This is a genomic window from Pectobacterium sp. A5351, assembly GCF_028335745.1.
Taxonomy (GTDB): Bacteria; Pseudomonadota; Gammaproteobacteria; order Enterobacterales; family Enterobacteriaceae; genus Pectobacterium.
Map to the genome: position 1 here is coordinate 389,044 of NZ_CP116477.1, position 16,687 is coordinate 405,730.

The 16,687-nt window shown below is 51.7% G+C and carries 14 protein-coding genes, 1 tRNA gene and 1 pseudogene; 11 read left to right on the forward strand and 5 right to left on the reverse strand.

All coding sequences use genetic code 11. The annotated features are described in order from the left end of the window. Positions 1 to 26: 26 nt before the first annotated feature. Positions 27 to 131, forward strand: a pseudogene (locus tag O1Q74_RS01840) (hypothetical protein); the annotation flags it as partial. Between the two features lie 113 nt (positions 132 to 244). On the opposite strand, the gene argF reads toward O1Q74_RS01840, so the two are convergent. Continuing rightward, positions 245 to 1,252: an ornithine carbamoyltransferase gene (gene argF / locus O1Q74_RS01845; RefSeq protein ID WP_271875849.1), complete on the reverse strand. Its 1,008-nt coding sequence runs from the start codon at positions 1,250 to 1,252 to the stop codon at positions 245 to 247. 161 nt (positions 1,253 to 1,413) lie between these two features. Between argF and rraB the strand changes: the two genes are divergently transcribed. Then, positions 1,414 to 1,839 (forward strand): ribonuclease E inhibitor RraB, encoded by a 426-nt coding sequence (rraB, locus tag O1Q74_RS01850; RefSeq protein WP_271875850.1) that lies wholly within the window; start codon positions 1,414 to 1,416, stop codon positions 1,837 to 1,839. Positions 1,840 to 1,960: 121 nt separating this feature from the next. Here the strand turns inward: rraB and O1Q74_RS01855 are convergent, their stop codons facing one another. Next, positions 1,961 to 2,464: a GNAT family N-acetyltransferase gene (locus O1Q74_RS01855; protein ID WP_271875851.1), complete on the reverse strand. Its 504-nt coding sequence runs from the start codon at positions 2,462 to 2,464 to the stop codon at positions 1,961 to 1,963. A 729-nt stretch (positions 2,465 to 3,193) separates the two neighbouring features. Here O1Q74_RS01855 and O1Q74_RS01860 point away from each other — a divergent pair. The 3 genes from O1Q74_RS01860 (at position 3,194) to O1Q74_RS01870 (ending at position 6,598) form a co-directional block, all read left to right on the forward strand. Then, positions 3,194 to 4,273: an alpha/beta fold hydrolase gene (locus O1Q74_RS01860; protein ID WP_271875852.1), complete on the forward strand. Its 1,080-nt coding sequence runs from the start codon at positions 3,194 to 3,196 to the stop codon at positions 4,271 to 4,273. Positions 4,274 to 4,463: 190 nt separating this feature from the next. Next, positions 4,464 to 6,083 carry a methyl-accepting chemotaxis protein gene (locus tag O1Q74_RS01865; RefSeq protein WP_271875853.1) on the forward strand — a complete coding sequence of 540 codons (1,620 nt, stop codon included), beginning with the start codon at positions 4,464 to 4,466 and terminating at the stop codon, positions 6,081 to 6,083. A gap of 161 nt (positions 6,084 to 6,244) precedes the next feature. After that, positions 6,245 to 6,598 (forward strand): RidA family protein, encoded by a 354-nt coding sequence (locus tag O1Q74_RS01870; protein WP_271875854.1) that lies wholly within the window; start codon positions 6,245 to 6,247, stop codon positions 6,596 to 6,598. Between the two features lie 96 nt (positions 6,599 to 6,694). On the opposite strand, the gene O1Q74_RS01875 is transcribed toward O1Q74_RS01870, so the two are convergent. The 3 genes from O1Q74_RS01875 to pepA form a co-directional block, all read right to left on the reverse strand. Further along, positions 6,695 to 9,550 carry a valine--tRNA ligase gene (locus O1Q74_RS01875; protein ID WP_271875855.1) on the reverse strand — a complete coding sequence of 952 codons (2,856 nt, stop codon included), beginning with the start codon at positions 9,548 to 9,550 and terminating at the stop codon, positions 6,695 to 6,697. A gap of 12 nt (positions 9,551 to 9,562) precedes the next feature. Further along, a complete protein-coding gene (locus O1Q74_RS01880; RefSeq protein WP_012773101.1) occupies positions 9,563 to 10,012 on the reverse strand; it encodes a DNA polymerase III subunit chi in 450 nt (149 codons plus the stop codon). Between the two features lie 104 nt (positions 10,013 to 10,116). Then, positions 10,117 to 11,628 carry a leucyl aminopeptidase gene (pepA, locus tag O1Q74_RS01885; RefSeq protein WP_010284628.1) on the reverse strand — a complete coding sequence of 504 codons (1,512 nt, stop codon included), beginning with the start codon at positions 11,626 to 11,628 and terminating at the stop codon, positions 10,117 to 10,119. A gap of 282 nt (positions 11,629 to 11,910) precedes the next feature. Between pepA and lptF the strand changes: the two genes are divergently transcribed. From lptF to O1Q74_RS01915, 6 genes are all read left to right on the forward strand, one after another. Then, positions 11,911 to 13,026 carry an LPS export ABC transporter permease LptF gene (gene lptF / locus O1Q74_RS01890; RefSeq protein WP_271875856.1) on the forward strand — a complete coding sequence of 372 codons (1,116 nt, stop codon included), beginning with the start codon at positions 11,911 to 11,913 and terminating at the stop codon, positions 13,024 to 13,026. After that, positions 13,026 to 14,102 (forward strand): LPS export ABC transporter permease LptG, encoded by a 1,077-nt coding sequence (gene lptG, locus O1Q74_RS01895; protein WP_010284634.1) that lies wholly within the window; start codon positions 13,026 to 13,028, stop codon positions 14,100 to 14,102. Before lptF ends, lptG begins: the two co-directional genes overlap by 1 nt. Positions 14,103 to 14,332: 230 nt before the next feature. After that, a tRNA-Leu gene (locus O1Q74_RS01900) sits at positions 14,333 to 14,417 on the forward strand. A gap of 221 nt (positions 14,418 to 14,638) precedes the next feature. Continuing rightward, the gene (locus tag O1Q74_RS01905; protein ID WP_271875857.1) at positions 14,639 to 15,895 is read left to right on the forward strand and encodes a tyrosine-type recombinase/integrase; all 1,257 of its coding nucleotides are present in this window, start codon (positions 14,639 to 14,641) and stop codon (positions 15,893 to 15,895) included. 18 nt (positions 15,896 to 15,913) lie between these two features. Continuing rightward, entirely contained in the window at positions 15,914 to 16,075 is a 162-nt protein-coding gene (locus O1Q74_RS01910; protein ID WP_271875858.1) for a CopG family transcriptional regulator, read from the forward strand. A gap of 306 nt (positions 16,076 to 16,381) precedes the next feature. Then, positions 16,382 to 16,687 (forward strand): helix-turn-helix transcriptional regulator, encoded by a 306-nt coding sequence (locus tag O1Q74_RS01915; protein ID WP_015848020.1) that lies wholly within the window; start codon positions 16,382 to 16,384, stop codon positions 16,685 to 16,687.

Consider the following 16,687-nt stretch of genomic DNA (forward strand, 5'->3'; position numbering starts at 1 on the left):
TCGGATTTTTTATGTACATTGCTTAGGCTCTCGACCTTGTTTCCTGCTACGACGCTACCCGTAATCCTCTGACCTCTTTCGGTGATTTTCTTGAGCCTGAATTGATTGCGTGTTGTCCCGCACTCACTGGGGCTGCTGAATGCCCGGAGTCAGGCGAGAGAACATCGACACGGGATAATCCCACTGAAAAAGAGCCTTCCCACCTCTGATCTGTTTTTAAAACATATCAAAGGCAGGCTAAATCTTAATCTTGCGCCAGCGTGGCGACCATCACCGCTTTGATGGTGTGCATACGGTTTTCCGCCTGATCGAACACGATGCTGTGCGCGGATTCAAAGACCTCGTCCGTGACTTCCATTCCACCGTGCAGACCGTATTGTTCTGCCATTTGTTGGCCCATCGTCGTCTGATCGTCGTGGAAAGCGGGCAGGCAGTGCAGGAATTTCACCTGCGGATTGCCCGTCGCAGCAATCATCGCCGCGTTCACCTGATACGGCTTCAGCAGCGCGATGCGCTCCTGCCAGGTTTCTTTCGGTTCCCCCATGGAAACCCAGACGTCGGTATAAATGAAATCTGCGCCTGCGACGCCCGTAGCGATATCTTCCGTCAGCGTGATGCTGCCGCCGGTTTGCTCTGCCGCCGCCTGACACTCTGCCACCAGACCAGCATCCGGCCAGCAGGCTTTTGGTGCCACGAGGCGTAGATCCAGCCCGGTCAGCGCTGCTGCTTCCAACATGGTGTTGCCCATGTTGTTGCGCGCATCACCCACGTAAACGAGCGCCATTTCTGACAGCGGTTTACCCGGCAAATGTTCCTGCATCGTCAGCAGATCCGCCAGCAACTGCGTAGGGTGGAATTCGTTCGTCAGTCCGTTCCAGACTGGCACACCAGCGTATTGCGCCAGCGTTTCGACAATCTGCTGGCCATAGCCGCGATATTGAATGCCGTCGTACATTCTTCCCAGCACGCGAGCGGTATCTTTGATGGATTCTTTATGGCCGATTTGGCTACCGCTTGGGCCGAGATAGGTCACTTGCGCGCCCTGATCGTATGCAGCAACTTCGAAAGAGCAGCGAGTACGAGTCGAATCTTTTTCGAAGATGAGTGCGATGTTTTTACCTTGCAGGCGGCGGACTTCTGTCCCGTTTTTTTTATTGGCTTTCAGTTTCGTTGACAGGGCTAAAAGATTGGCAATTTCTGCGGGTGTAAAATCCATTAACCTTAAAAAATGACGCTTGTAGAACGGTTGCATGATGTACATCTCCATGTGGCTCAACATCATTGATTGAATTAAAATTCACTTTATATGTGTAATTATTCAAATTCAAGTGGTGATATCAAACTTTGTGGTGGAGCAAGCCGCAGGGCTGTGGGACAATAAGCACTATTACGTCGATTAATGAGGACTGAGGCATGGCAAACCGCGAATTACTGGAAGAACAACGGGAAGAGACACGCCTGATCATCGAAGAGCTGTTGGATGACGGCAGCGATCCTGACGCGCTCTATACCATTGAACACCATTTCTCTGCTGAGAAGTTTGAAGTGTTGGAAAAAGTCGCTGTAGAAGCCTTCAAAATGGGCTACGAAGTGACGGATGCGGAAGAGCTGGAAGTGGAAGATGGTGTGTTGCTGATGTGCTGTGATGCTATCAGCGAAGTTGCGCTAAATGCGGAACTGATCGACGCACAGGTAGAACAACTGCTGGCACTGGCGGAACGCCACGGCGTGAATTACGACGGTTGGGGCACCTACTTCGAAGATCCCGATGGTGAAGGTGAAGAAGACGGGGATGATGAAGATTTTTATGACGAAGATGATGACGGCAAACGTCATTAATTATTAAGTCATTAATCTCGAAGAACAGGCCTCACTGAATGCCGCAGGGAACACCCTGCGGCGTTTTTTATCCGGTATGACAGCGCCGTATTACTGTACTTTCAGCCTATTACAGCACTTTTTACAGCACCTTCAGCATGGTCACTTCACAATCGGTGTGGCCCGTGTTGCCCATTGAGTGCGGAATTGGCTCGAAGCCCAGCGATTCATACAGTCGGATCGCGCTGGTCAGGTGGCCGGTTGTTTCCAGATAGCAGCGGCGAAAGCCGTGCTGACGTGCAAAATCAAGCGCCTGTATCGCTAACTGACGCGCCAACCCTTTGCCGCGCGCGACGGGCAGGAAATACATTTTCTGCAATTCACACACATCGTCTTCACCCGCGACCAGTGGCGCAATGCCGCCGCCGCCAACCACGCGGCCTTCGTATTCAATCACCCAGTAGGCACTTTGCGGCTGACTATATAAGGCAAACAACGCGTCCAGATTAGGATCGGAAACGGTGTAGCCTTTATCGGCCGTCAAACCAAATTCAGCAGAAACCTGACGGATGACCTGAGCGATAGCGGCATCGTCCTGCGCGGTGATTGGGCGTACCTGAAGATTGGCGGAGGTCGCGGTTGTCATAATACGTACTCTTGCTCTTACGGTTTACGAGGGGAATGATTCTGGTCGATTGTAATACCATTTCAGGGCATATCGATGCAACGTCTATACCCGTCATACTCGGCACTATTATTGTGTTCGGCATTTGCGGCACTTATTTCGATTATCGTGATCCGCAATTGGCGTCATGGGGCCATTATGTCCAGCTACCGTAGCGGCCGTTTTTTTCCTGCCAACGTTCCTGCATTTCGCGCAGGGGATTCTGCGCACCGTAGTCCAGAGTGGGTCCACCGCTTGGAACGCCATAAACGTGGCGTCATTCTCACGTTATTCGCCACGATATTAGATGGCGACAAGCTATGTTTACGTGGCGCTGCCGTGGGCGGGCGCTACGCATTACTACCGCTTTTGACTCTCAACCCCGTTTTTTACTCCTATCTTATATCGCTCGTGCGTGGATATGACCGCACACGATTCTCTTCTTGTTAAAAATGTGAGCAAACATCCGCCTTTTGCTGTTTTTATCCTCGCCTGTTTCAGGCTGAAAGTATGGGAAATGGGGTGACGCATTTAGGCAGGAATTCTTTTAATATCATCTTATTGAAAACTATTTATAGAATCTCTCGCGATAAATAAAAAATTCAGAGAATAATCTCTTTTTATTATTAGGTTACTTATGCTTATTGGGATTTTTCCTAATAGACATTAGAATCGCGACAACACGACTTCATGGTTACCGAAGAGTTATTTATGATTAATCGAATATTATCAGGAGTGGTGGGCGCATTTCTGTTAATGCTGTCACCATTAACGTATGCACAGGCCAATTTCCCAGAGCCCAAAGAAGGTGACTGGATTGCGCCAGAATTTACCTTCAACAGTGGCGAAAAATTAAAAAATCTGCGTATTCACTATTACACGATCGGTGATAAAACCAAGCCTGCTGTCTTATTGCTACATGGAACGAACCAGCCGATTAAAGCGCTGCTCGCCAATGGCTTTGGCGGAGAGCTGTTCGGGCCGGGTCAAGCGCTGGATAGTAGCAAATACTTTATTATTATGCCGGAGAGCATTGGTTCTGGAAAATCGTCCAAACCGTCAGACGACCTACGCATGAAATTCCCGCAGTACGACTATAACGATATGGTGCAGGCACAATATCGCTTAGTCAAAGAAGGCCTGGGTGTTAACCACCTACGCCTGGTGATGGGATATTCCATGGGCGGTATGCAAACCTGGCTCTGGGGTGAAAAATACCCGGACATGATGGATGCGCTGGTGCCAATGGCGTCACTGCCAAATGAACTGTCTGGCCGTAACTGGATGATGCGTCGCATCCTGATTGAATCCATCAAGAACGATCCGGCCTGGAATAATGGTGAGTACACGCAGCAGCCGCCAACGCTGAAAACGGCCAGCATTATGTTCAGTATCGCCACGACTGGCGGCACGCTGGCATACCAGAGCAAAGCGCCAACGCGTGCACAGGCGGATAAACTGGTCGAAGATCGCCTTGCGGCCCCTTCGAACAGCGATGCGAATGACTTTATTTATATCTGGGGGGCGTCTGCAAATTATAACGCCGCCCCGGAGCTGAATAAGATTAAGGCCCCAGTTCTGGTGATTAACTCTGCGGATGACGAGCGTAATCCTGTTGAAACTGGCATCCTGGAGAATGAGCTAAAGAAAATTAAGCAGGCGGCATTGTTCCTTATTCCCGCCAGTAAAGACACCAGCGGGCATGGCACGATGATGTCAGCGAAGTTTTATAAAGATGAGTTGCAACGTTTCTTAGAAAAGCATCTTTCTCAGAAAAATAATAAAAAATAAATCTTAATGACCGACAGAAAATCTATTTTCTGTCGGTCATCATCTTCTTTATACGTTTCTTTATTACGGTTTTATAACGTATTTATTTCAGATCGTGGATTTAACACGTCTGGAAATATAATGGCTATTACGTAAATAACTGAACGAGCTGGCGCTCACCCTCTCTTATTTCAGACCACAGGGACAATTTATGTTTCGTAAGATAAAGATCCGTACTGCACTCAGCATGATGGTGTTTTCGTTAGCGGCGTTACTGCTTTTTGTCGGCGTTCTGGGGTTGGTTGCCGTTCAGTCAGGAAACAAATCATTTGCTCGTGTCGATATGGAAGTGCTGCCAGGGCTGGTCGCGCTGAATGATAGCTCTGAACTACTGTTGCGTGGTCGTTTGGATTTGCGTCTGTACGAATCATTAATGGGGAAAGGGGATGTTGAGGCGGCTAAAGTCGCGCTGGGACGCGCCAGAACCAAAGTGGATGGTGCCAGCGAGAAATGGCAGGAATATCTGAAATACCCGCAGTCCGACGAAGAAAAAGTGATTTCTGCGGATATGGCTGAGAAGCGCAATACGCTGATGCAGGACTTTATCGATCCGGCATTTGCGGCGCTTAACGCAGGCAATTTGGATGAATATCGTCAGCGTGCCGGGAAATCGACGGTGCTGTATGCTGCGTTTGATAAATCCTCTAAAGCGTTGGTTGCCTTTAAGATTAAGAGCATTGACGAAGCCTACGCGGATTCAAATGGGCGTGTGACGCTGATGGAAACCATTTTATATACGGCGATCGCGTGTGCATTGCTGCTGGCGGTGCTGGCCTGGTCTGTCATGACCAATATGATCGTGAAACCGCTCAATCAGGCTATTTCCGTCTTTGACCGCATTGCTGAAGGCGACTTGAGGGCGCAGATCGACAGCAGTGGGAAAAATGAAATCGCACTGCTGTTTGCTGCGGTTCAACGTATGCGTGATGGTCTGGAAAACATGGTACGAGTGGTACGTAACGGCACCGATGCGATCAGCGTCGGCGTTGAGGAAATCACCTCCGGCAACATCGATCTCTCCAGTCGTACCGAGCAGCAGGCGGCCTCGTTGGATGAAACCGCTTCAAGTATGGAGCAGATCATGTCGACGGTGAAAAACAACGAAGACAACACGCGTAAAGCTAACGATCTGGCGCTGAAAGCCTCTAATTCTGCGTCTCGCGGCGGCGATGTTGTCTCTGAAGTGGTTGATACCATGCGTTCCATCAAGCAGAGCTCTGCCAAAATCTCCGATATTGTTGGTGTGATCGACGGCATTGCCTTTCAGACTAACCTGCTGGCGCTGAATGCGGCGGTAGAATCGGCGCGTGCCGGTCAATACGGTAAAGGCTTTGCGGTGGTTGCGTCTGAAGTACGGATGCTGGCGGCACGCAGCGCGACGGCAGCGAAAGAGATCGGCACCATGATTGATGATTCTCTCAGCCGTATTGAAAAGGGGGCGGGTCTGGTTGAAGTGGCCGGCAACACCATGGACGAAGTGCTGATGGATGTGAAGAAAGTGGTCGATATCATGGATGAGATCACGTTGGCCTCCAGCGAGCAGAGCCGCGGCATTTCGCAGATCAATATCGCCATCAATCAGATGGATGGAGTGACGCAGCAGAACGCATCATTGGTATCAGAAGTGGCAACCTCGGCGAATGCGCTTCAGGAACAGGTGGTTAATCTGCAACAGTCCGTTTCCCGTTTCCAGATCGCAAGAGAAAACATGGAGATGGATAACGTTCTGCCCGCCTTGCGTCAGAACATTGCCTTGGCAGATGCCCGCTAAGCGTTAAATACCTATAGCGTCTGTTCGTCTGTTTTTTCCTGATGATAAACAATCATGAGTACATCACGTTGATGTACTCATTTTTGCCATTTGAATCTGTATAAATAACCAGCACATATAATCCACATAAAAAAAGTGGAGATAGTGCTGTGATTACTCGAATGAAAACACAAGGTAAAGACGACACGAGCCCATCCTGCGCCGTGGCGGGCGGTTTTATCTTTCTTGCTCACCACTCAGGAGGACATGAAAAAGATGACGTCGAGTTTCAGGTCAGAGCTTCTTTGAATGCATTACGTAAAACGCTACAGTTAGTGAATGCTGATCTGGTGGATCTCGTTCAACTCAATCTTTACCTAAGGCATCGCGCCAACTTTAGTAAAGCCAGAGATATCTTTCGCGAGTATTTTTCCGAACAGAAATTTCCAGCCAGAACGACCGTGTTTACTGATTTCGCCAATGAGCGTTGTCTGTGCATGGTTGATGGTGTGGTGTATAAACCAACTGATGTGTAGCAGAATCGTATTGGGGCACATCCCTTAATGAAAAAAACCCCGTTTTGCAACGAGGCCTTTGTGCTTACCCTGCTACCGCTGGAAATCGGTTAGCGCTTACAGTGCATCGATGACCGCTTGCTGTTCCAGCAGTTTGGCTTTCGCTACGGCGTAGCCGTCCAATTTTTCACGTTCTTTGGCAACGACCGCTTCCGGTGCGCGCGCCACAAAGCCTTCGTTGGACAGCTTGCTTTCGATGCGGCCAATCTCAGCTTCGATTTTCGCCACTTCTTTCGCCAGACGATCCAGCTCTGCCGCTTTGTCGATCAGACCCGCCATCGGGATTAACAGCTCAGCGCCATCAATGAGTTTGGTGACGGAAACCGGACCTTTATCGCCCGCAGGCAGCAGCGTAATGCTTTCCAGACGCGCCAGCGTTTGGATAAAGCTGCGGTTCTCTTCCACGCGACGCTGTGCTTCACCAGTGACATCACGTAGTAAGACTTCCAGCGGTTTGCCCGGCGCGATGTTCATTTCCGCACGAATGTTACGCACAGCGATAATCGCCTGTTTAATCCACTCCAGATCGTTCAGCGCCAGCGTATCCTCCTGCGCGGCATCAAACTCAGGGAACGGCTGCAACATGATGGTGTCGGCGCTAATGCCTTTCAGCGCTTTAACGCGTAGCCAGATGGTTTCGGTAATGAACGGAATAATTGGATGCGCCAGACGCAGCAACGCTTCCAGTACGGTCACCAGCGTATGGCGCGTACCGCGCAGTTCCGCTTCTGAACCGCCATTCATCACAGGTTTCGTCAGTTCCAGATACCAGTCGCAGAACTGGTTCCAGGTGAATTCGTACAGAATACCGGCCGCAATATCAAAGCGATAACCGTCCAGCGCTTCACGATAGGCTTTCACCGTACGGTTGAATTCTGCCAGAATCCAGCGGTCAGCCAGCGACAGCACTTTCTCGCCTGCGCCAAAACCACAATCCTGATCTTCGGTGTTCATCAGCACAAAACGGCTGGCGTTCCACAGCTTGTTACAGAAGTTGCGGTAACCTTCCAGACGCTTCATATCCCAGTTGATGTCGCGGCCGGTTGAGGCCAGCGCCGCCAGCGTAAAGCGCAGGGCGTCTGTACCGTGAGGCTCGATGCCATTCGGGAACTGCTTCTCGGTACGCTTGCGGATTTTTTCCGCCAACTGAGGCTGCATCATGTTGCCGGTACGTTTTTCCAGCAGCGCTTCCAGTGAAATACCGTCCACCATATCCAGCGGGTCGATAACGTTCCCTTTGGATTTGGACATCTTCTGGCCTTCCTCATCACGGATCAGACCGGTCATATAGACAGTGTGGAATGGCACCTGCGGTTTGCCGTCTTCGTCTTTGATGAAGTGCATGGTCAGCATGATCATGCGGGCAATCCAGAAGAAGATGATGTCGAAACCGCTGACCATCACGCTGCTTGGGTGGAAGGCTTTCAGATCCGGCGTTTGCTCCGGCCAGCCCAACGTAGAGAACGTCCATAGGCCGGATGAGAACCAGGTATCCAGTACGTCTTCGTCCTGGTTCAGAGCGACATCATCAGCGAGGTTGTTTTCACTACGAACTTCCGCTTCTGTACGGCCAACATAGACGTTGCCGTTAGCGTCGTACCAGGCCGGGATACGGTGACCCCACCACAGCTGACGGGAAATACACCAGTCCTGAATGTCGCGCATCCAACTGAAGTACATGTTTTCGTACTGTTTTGGCACGAACTGAATGCGACCATCTTCCACTGCTTCTACCGCTGGTTTAGCCAGCACGGCAGCGCGCACGTACCATTGGTCGGTCAGCATCGGCTCAATCACCACGCCGCCACGGTCGCCGTAAGGCACGGTCAGATCGTGCGCTTTAATTTCTTCTAGCAGGCCAAGTTCATCGAATGCGGCGACGAGCGCTTTACGTGCGGCAAAACGCTCCAGACCCTGGAAGGCTTCTGGAATATCGCTGCTGTAAACCGTGCTGGCTTCGCCATTGGTATCAAACACTTCGGCGCTCTGACGAATATCACCGTCGAACGTCAGGATATTGACCATCGGCAACTGATGACGTTTACCGACTTCGTAGTCGTTGAAGTCGTGTGCTGGTGTGATCTTCACGCAGCCAGTGCCTTTTTCCATATCGGCATGTTCGTCGCCAACAATCGGAATACGACGACCAATCAGCGGCAGGATCACTTCTTTGCCGATCAGATCTTTATAGCGCGGATCTTCCGGGTTAACGGCGACGCCAGTATCACCCAGAACGGTTTCCGGGCGGGTAGTCGCGACGACCAGATAGTCTTTCCCGTCAGCGGTTTTCACGCCATCGGCCAGCGGATAGCGCAGGTGCCACATCGACCCTTTCACTTCGCGGTTTTCGACTTCCAGATCGGAAATTGCGGTGCGCAGTTTTGGATCCCAGTTCACCAGACGCTTGCCACGGTAAATCAGGTCTTCTTTATACAGACGGACGAAAACTTCTTTCACCGCGTTGGACAGGCCTTCATCCATGGTGAAGCGCTCGCGCTCCCAGTCAACGGAGTTGCCCAGACGGCGCATCTGATTGGTGATGTTGCCACCGGATTCGCCTTTCCACTGCCAGATTTTGTCGATGAACGCTTCGCGGCCGTAATCGTGGCGAGTTTTGCCTTCTTCTGCGGCGATCTTGCGCTCAACGACCATCTGCGTGGCGATACCGGCGTGGTCAGTACCCGCCTGCCATAGGGTGTTTTTGCCCTGCATACGCTGATAACGAATCAACGTATCCATAATGGTTTGCTGGAAAGCATGACCCATATGCAAGCTGCCGGTGACGTTGGGCGGCGGGATCATGATGCTGAAGCTTTCTTTACTCGTGTCGCCGTGAGGCTTGAAGTAGCCTTGCTTTTCCCAGTGTTCGTAGAGTGGCTGCTCGATATCTTGCGGGTTATATTTCGTTTCCATTATGCTCAAAATTCAGTGAGTTGGCGGCGTAGCCGTGGTCAATTGGAAGCCGACGCTGCGATAGGTTTTATAGCGGTCGCGCGCCAACTGTTTCAAGGATTCTTCGTAAGGGACAAAGTCTATCACTTCATGGAAAGCGGTGGCAAAATCTGCGAACTGCGGCAATAGGCTAATCAGCAGATCCCGTGGCGCATTGCCACGCCGCTGCGGCCAGGCCAGTTCGACCGGCGCACCGTGACGCGGCCCTTCGCCTGCCAGATTATGCGGCACGAACGCAGTAGGATCGCGCTGCCACAGCGCCTCGTCGAGCCTGATGGCCTGCTGCTCATCCTCACAGGCAATCAGCACGCGCTTTCCTGCTCGCCAACGTTCTGCCGCCAGATCGCAGGCCAGTGCCTCATGGGCGCTGAGCTCACCGCTTTTGCTGTCGTGTTCGAGAAGATAGAACGTTGCGTTTTTCATTGTTCACACTATTGATTGCTAAGAGCCAGAAAGTGATAAGGGCCGGAAGTCCGACCCATAAGACGACAATGACATGATAAGGCCATCGCCCTGACGCGAAAGCCTTATTCTACGTCGTTCTGTCCGGCGCGGTTAAGCAGGAACTGTGATAACAGCGCGACCGGACGACCCGTAGCGCCTTTGGCTTTGCCGGAACGCCAGGCGGTACCCGCGATATCCAGATGCGCCCAGCTGTACTTACGCGTAAAGCGTGACAGGAAGCAGCCTGCGGTAATCGCTCCTCCCGGACGGCCGCCAATGTTTGCCATATCGGCAAAATTGGATTCCAACTGTTCCTGGAACTCGTCGGTCAGCGGCAGACGCCATGCGCGGTCACCAGACTGCTCAGACGCACTCAACAGCTCGTGCGCCAGCGGGTTGTGGTTCGCCATCAAGCCGGTGATGTGGTGCCCCAGCGCAATCACGCACGCGCCAGTTAGCGTCGCGACGTCAATGACGACGTCCGGCTCATAGCGCTCAACGTAGGTCAGCGTATCACACAAGACCAGACGGCCTTCTGCGTCGGTGTTCAGCACTTCTACCGTTTGGCCGGACATCGTGGTCAGCACGTCACCCGGACGGTAGGCACGTCCATCGACCATGTTTTCACAGCCAGCCAGCACGCCGATGATGTTCAGCGGCAGCGCCAGTTCGGCTGCCATGCGCATCACTCCGTAGACCGTGGCCGCGCCGCACATGTCGTACTTCATTTCGTCCATGCTGTCGGCAGGCTTGATGGAGATGCCGCCGGAATCGAACGTCAGCCCTTTACCTACCAGCACAATCGGGCGGGTTTCCGGGTTTGGATCGCCTTTATATTCGATCACGGACATCAGCGATTCATTCTGCGAGCCCTGACCCACGGCCAGATAGGCATTCATGCCCAGCTCTTTCATCTGCTGTTCGCCAATCACGCGCGTGATGATGTTCTGGCTGTAGGTATCGGCCAACTGACGCGCCTGCGAAGCCAGATAGGCGGCATTACAGATATTTGGTGGCATGTTGCCGAGATCTTTCGCGGCTTTGATGCCCGCAGCAATCGCCAGGCCGTGCTGAATAGCGCGCTCGCCGCTGGTCAGCTCACGGCGCGTTGGCACGTTGAAGACCATTTTGCGCAGCGGACGGCGCAGCTCGACCTTGTTGCTCTTGAGCTGATCGAAGGTATACAGCGTTTCTTTGGCGGTTTCGACCGCCTGACGCACTTTCCAGTAGGTATTACGGCCTTTCACGTGCAGCTCGGTCAGGAAGCAGACCGCTTCCATCGAGCCGGTTTCGTTCAGGGCGTTGATCGTCTTCTGAATCACCTGTTTGTACTGGCGTTCATCAAGTTCGCGCTCTTTACCGCAACCAATCAGCAGAATGCGCTCGGAAAGAATGTTAGGTACATGGTGCAAAAGCAGTGATTGCCCCACTTTGCCTTCTAATTCACCACGGCGAAGCAACGCGCTGATGTAGCCGTCGCTGATTTTATCGAGTTGTTCGGCAATAGGGGACAGACGACGCGGTTCAAACACGCCGACGACAATGCAGGCACTGCGTTGTTTTTCCGGGCTACCGCTTTTTACGCTGAACTCCATGTACTCTCCTGAATCTTAAAGACAACGGCGGGGGCAACGGCTAGAATGTGACACTCCGTAATACTTCCCGCCGTTGCGTTAACATAACCTGTGTTAATCTTAACGACGTAGCGAACCTGTTTTAGTGACTAATAAGCAGGTTCTGATACAACTGCTCAAACGCAATGTGTTGTAATACCGTTTTAGCTAAGAGGGCTGCCAAAAATGAGTATAAATGGCGCGTTAGCGAAGAAACTATCGATTTTCCTGCAAAAAGACAAGTTTTCACAGGCGTAATTAAGCGTGATCATCATTCGATATCTGGTACGGGAAACCTTTAAGAGCCAACTGGCCATCCTTTTCATTCTGTTACTGATTTTCTTTTGTCAGAAATTGGTACGGATACTGGGTGCCGCTGTTGATGGTGAAATCCCGACAAATTTGGTTATCTCCCTGTTGGGATTGGGCGTGCCAGAGATGGTGCAGCTCATCCTGCCATTAAGCCTGTTTCTTGGCGTATTGATGACGTTTGGCCGCCTCTATGCGGAAAGCGAGATCACCGTCATGCACGCCTGCGGGCTGGGCAAACGCGTGTTGATGAAAGCTGCGCTGGCCTTGGCGGTATTCACCGCCACCATCGCCACCATTAACGTTATGTGGCTCAGCCCGTGGTCGTCCCGGCATCAGGAAGAGGTGCTGGCGGAAGCGAAAGCGAACCCCGGTATGGCGGCATTGGTAGAAGGGCAGTTCCAGTCCGCACAGGGTGGCAACGCGGTGCTGTTTGTCGGCAATGTCAAAGGCTCGGAGTTTGAGCACGTCTTTCTGGCTCAACTGCGCCCCAGCGGGAATGCGCGGCCTTCTGTCGTCGTGGCCGATCGCGGCCATATCAAGCAGAACGAAGATGGTGCGCAGGTCGTGACGTTGGATAACGGTTCGCGTTACGAAGGCACGGCGCTTTTGCGTGATTTTCGTATCACGGATTTCACCAACTATCAGGCTGTGATCGGTCACCAGGCCGTGACGCTGAATAATAGCGACGTGCAGCAAATGGATATGCAGACCCTGTGGCATTCGGATGCGCACGATGCGCGTGCAGAGTTCCACTGGCGGCTGACGTTGATTATTTCGGTACTGATCATGGCGCTGATGGTGGTGCCGCTGAGTGTGGTGAACCCACGTCAGGGGAGGGTGCTGAGTATGCTGCCTGCGATGCTGCTGTACCTGATTTTCTTCCTGTTGCAAAGCTCTCTGCGTTCTAACGCCAGTAAAGGCAAAATCGATCCGATGGTATGGGTCTGGCTGACTAACCTGACGTATTTCGGTATCGGGGTCATGCTTAACCTATGGGATACCGTGCCGATGCGCAAAGTGCGCGCCCGCTTTAAGCCTCGTACTCTTAGAACACAAGGAGCGGCCTGATGTTTGGTGTATTAGACCGCTATATCGGCAAAACGATTTTCACCACCATCATGACGACGCTGTTCATGCTGGTGTCGCTCTCCGGCATCATCAAGTTTGTCGACCAACTGCGTAAAGTTGGGCAGGGCGAGTATTCGGCGCTGGGCGCTGGGTTGTACACTTTGCTTAGCGTACCCAAAGATATTGAGATCTTCTTCCCAATGGCGGCGCTGCTTGGTGCATTGCTTGGGCTAGGCCAGCTTGCGACCCGCAGCGAACTTGTGGTGATGCAGGCTTCCGGTTTTACCCGCTTGCAGATTGCGACGGCCGTGATGAAAACCGCGATTCCGTTGGTGCTGCTGACGATGGCGATTGGCGAATGGGTTTCTCCGCAAGGGGAACAGATGGCGCGCAACTACCGTTCTCAGATGATCTCCGGTGGGTCGATGATCTCTACGCAGGGCGGACTGTGGGCAAAAGACGGTAATGACTTTATCTATATCGAACGGGTGACGGGCGATAAAGAGCTGTCTGGCGTCAACATCTACCACTTCGACGATAAGAACAAGCTGCTATCTGTGCGCTATGCGGCTTCCGCCGAGTTTGAAGATGACAGGAATGTCTGGAAGCTCTCGCAGGTTGATGAATCTGATTTGAGCGACGGCAAACAAATTGGTGGCAGCCAGACGTTCAGCGGAGAATGGAAAACCAACCTGACGCCGGATAAGCTGGGTGTTGTGGCGCTTGAGCCGGATGCGCTGTCGATCCGTGGGCTACATAATTACGCCAAATACCTGAAACAAAGTGGGCAAGAGTCGAATCGCTACCAACTGAACATGTGGAGCAAAATCTTTGCACCGGTTTCCGTCGCGGTGATGATGCTCATGGCGGTCTCTTTCATCTTCGGCCCGCTGCGCAGCGTGTCGGCGGGTTCACGCATCGTGATAGGTATCAGCTTCGGTTTCCTCTTCTACCTGCTGAATGAGATTTTCCGCCCACTCAGCCTGGTCTATGGCATCCCGCCGATCCTGGGCGCGATATTGCCGAGCTCGGTGTTTCTGTTCATCAGCGTCGCGCTGCTGCTTAAACGCCGATAGCCCCCAATAAGTCTGAAAAAGCGCTGAGTGAATCAATCCTCGGCGCTTTTTTATTGGCTGTGACAAAGTGCCCTCGGCAACGTCCATTACCGCACCATATTAATGTGAAACGGGCATAACACGTTGCTAAAGATGATTTTTTCAGCACTTAACCGAACACGGAGTGGATTAACGTTGCGCGAGAGCCATCAAACGGTATAATGCACCCGTTTTCCGCATACTACTTCTGTGCCGAAGTGGCGAAATCGGTAGACGCAGTTGATTCAAAATCAACCGCCGCAAGGTGTGCCGGTTCGAGTCCGGCCTTCGGCACCAACAGTATGAAAATTAAGTCACCTCAGGGTGGCTTTTTTTATGTCCGTAATCGTCCAGTAACGTCCATATCACATTGTAAAATAACGATTTTAATTTACTTCTCATCTCTGCGATTTTGTCTGTTTTATCCACAGTGGTCTTTTTTCGTCCATTGACATCCAGATGATTTGGGGGTCAAGATGAGGGTCAATTCACTTCGATTATGAGTTGACCCCCAAATTATGGCACTGACCGACGTTGTTGCCCGTACCGCCAAGCCCCGCGAGAAAGCTTATAAGCTGGCGGACGCGCACGGCCTGTATCTTTTGGTGAGTCCGAACGGCTCTAAGCGCTGGTATCTCAAGTACCGCTTTGAAGGTAAGGAAAGCCGGATTGCGTTCGGTGCCTATCCGCTGATCTCGCTGGCGAAGGCCAGAGAGAAGCGTGATGAGATACGATTGCTGCTGTTGGAGGGTATCCACCCAACGGAAAAGCGTGAAGAAGAAAAAGAGCAGGCGCAAGAAGCGTTGAATACTTTTGCGAAGGTCGCGCAGGACTGGCACCGAAATATTAGCCAAAACCGGTGGTCAGAAACGCATGCCGGACGGGTATGGCGCGATATGGAACGAAATCTACTGCCTGCTATCGGGCATCGCCATATTGCCGACCTGAAAACTAAAGACCTGCTGGAGCCGCTGAAAGTCGTCGAACAGAACGGTCATCTTGATTTGGCGTCACGGCTGCGCCAGCGTGTCACCGATATCATGCGCTTCGCGGTGCAAAACGATCTGATAGAGCGAAACCCCGCGCAAGACCTCTCCGGCGCGATAGCTGCACCAAAAGCCACACATCGGCCAGCGTTGAAGCTGAACAAGCTGCCGGATTTTCTGACAAGGATTGAACGCCACAAAGGGCGGGCGTTAACCAGACTGGCGTTAAAACTCACGCTGTGCGTTTTTATCCGTTCCAGCGAGCTACGTTTCGCACGCTGGCCGGAAATCGATTTTAAACGTGCCATGTGGACGATACCGGCTGAACGTGAAGCCATCCCTGGTGTGAAGCACTCACAGCGCGGCGCAAAGATGCGCTCTGAACATCTGGTGCCGTTATCCCGACAGGCTTTAGCGTTGCTGGAAGAGATTAAGGTCATCAGTGGCGCTCATGAACTGATCTTCCCCGGCGATCGTCGGCCAACCAAACCGATGAGTGAAAACACCGTCAACAACGCATTACGAACCATGGGCTATGACACTACCACCGAAGTGTGCGGACATGGCTTCCGCACGATGGCCTGTAGCGCACTGGTGGAGTCCGGCCAGTGGTCACGGGATGCGGTAGAGCGCCAGATGAGCCATCAGGAACGCAACGGCGTTCGTGCTGCCTATATCCACAAAGCAGAACATCTGGATGAGCGCAGGCTAATGCTGCAATGGTGGGCGGATTATCTGGATGCGAATCGGGAAGAGTATGTGGTGCCGTATGAGTTTAAAAAGATCTGATTCATTCGTGAGTTAACGATGAAAAAAACGAAAAAACCAGCGGTGGCGCTTACTTCTTTGATTGAAGAGGCAGAACAGCGTCATCAGAGGGTCTTACAGGGACTTGCTGATGTTGATGCTAGGCGTGTTGTAAATCACGCTGATATGCAGGCATTCATCACCAGACTGAAGAAAGCCTAATCGATAGAAATACAGGGCGTATCCTGTATCGAAAGCCTATGCATTAAGCGCCGCGCTAGCCCCTTTTTTGGGAGGGGCTGGCGCTCATCTTTCTTATGTGGATGATTTTCCAGCTACTCATAATACCCAAGTATCATTTCCACTAGATCGTTTTCCACCATTATAAGTTTACCTTTTTACAGCATATAAGCTGTTTTGTTATTTTACAGCTTATTTGATGTATTTTTGTTTTTACAGCTTATAGGGTGTATTATGTAAAAACAGCCTATAGTATGTATAAGTATCTAAAATAAGGGTAAGTGCCTTATGAATACAGTCTATCCGTTGAAAACCTTGAATCAGTTGCGCCCATTGTTGATTGGCTTTCGCAAAGCTAAAGGACTGACGCAAAAAGACGTGTCTGAAAGGTTAGGTGTAACACAACAAACCTATGCCCGTTTGGAAGCAAACCCTGGAAGTGCCAGTATTGAGCGCTTGTTTAAAGTGCTCACCGTTCTGGGGGTTGAGGTGGTGCTGTCTTCTGGACCAAGAGTACATTTCTCTATGTCATCCTCAACAATGGAAGAGCCAGAAAAGCCAATAGACTCACCCGCCAGACGGGAAAAATGGTGA

Bases quoted from the DNA above. Each gene is read 5' to 3' on its own strand.
- O1Q74_RS01855 (WP_271875851.1), bottom strand. From the start codon at position 2,464: ATGACAACCGCGACCTCCGCCAATCTTCAGGTACGCCCAATCACCGCG.
- lptG (WP_010284634.1), top strand. From the start codon at position 13,026: ATGTTTGGTGTATTAGACCGCTATATCGGCAAAACGATTTTCACCACC.
- O1Q74_RS01880 (WP_012773101.1), bottom strand. From the start codon at position 10,012: ATGAAAAACGCAACGTTCTATCTTCTCGAACACGACAGCAAAAGCGGT.
- O1Q74_RS01870 (WP_271875854.1), top strand. From the start codon at position 6,245: ATGAAAACACAAGGTAAAGACGACACGAGCCCATCCTGCGCCGTGGCG.
- O1Q74_RS01875 (WP_271875855.1), bottom strand. From the start codon at position 9,550: ATGGAAACGAAATATAACCCGCAAGATATCGAGCAGCCACTCTACGAA.
- O1Q74_RS01860 (WP_271875852.1), top strand. From the start codon at position 3,194: ATGATTAATCGAATATTATCAGGAGTGGTGGGCGCATTTCTGTTAATG.
- rraB (WP_271875850.1), top strand. From the start codon at position 1,414: ATGGCAAACCGCGAATTACTGGAAGAACAACGGGAAGAGACACGCCTG.
- O1Q74_RS01910 (WP_271875858.1), top strand. From the start codon at position 15,914: ATGAAAAAAACGAAAAAACCAGCGGTGGCGCTTACTTCTTTGATTGAA.
- pepA (WP_010284628.1), bottom strand. From the start codon at position 11,628: ATGGAGTTCAGCGTAAAAAGCGGTAGCCCGGAAAAACAACGCAGTGCC.
- O1Q74_RS01865 (WP_271875853.1), top strand. From the start codon at position 4,464: ATGTTTCGTAAGATAAAGATCCGTACTGCACTCAGCATGATGGTGTTT.
- O1Q74_RS01905 (WP_271875857.1), top strand. From the start codon at position 14,639: ATGGCACTGACCGACGTTGTTGCCCGTACCGCCAAGCCCCGCGAGAAA.
- O1Q74_RS01915 (WP_015848020.1), top strand. From the start codon at position 16,382: ATGAATACAGTCTATCCGTTGAAAACCTTGAATCAGTTGCGCCCATTG.
- argF (WP_271875849.1), bottom strand. From the start codon at position 1,252: ATGCAACCGTTCTACAAGCGTCATTTTTTAAGGTTAATGGATTTTACA.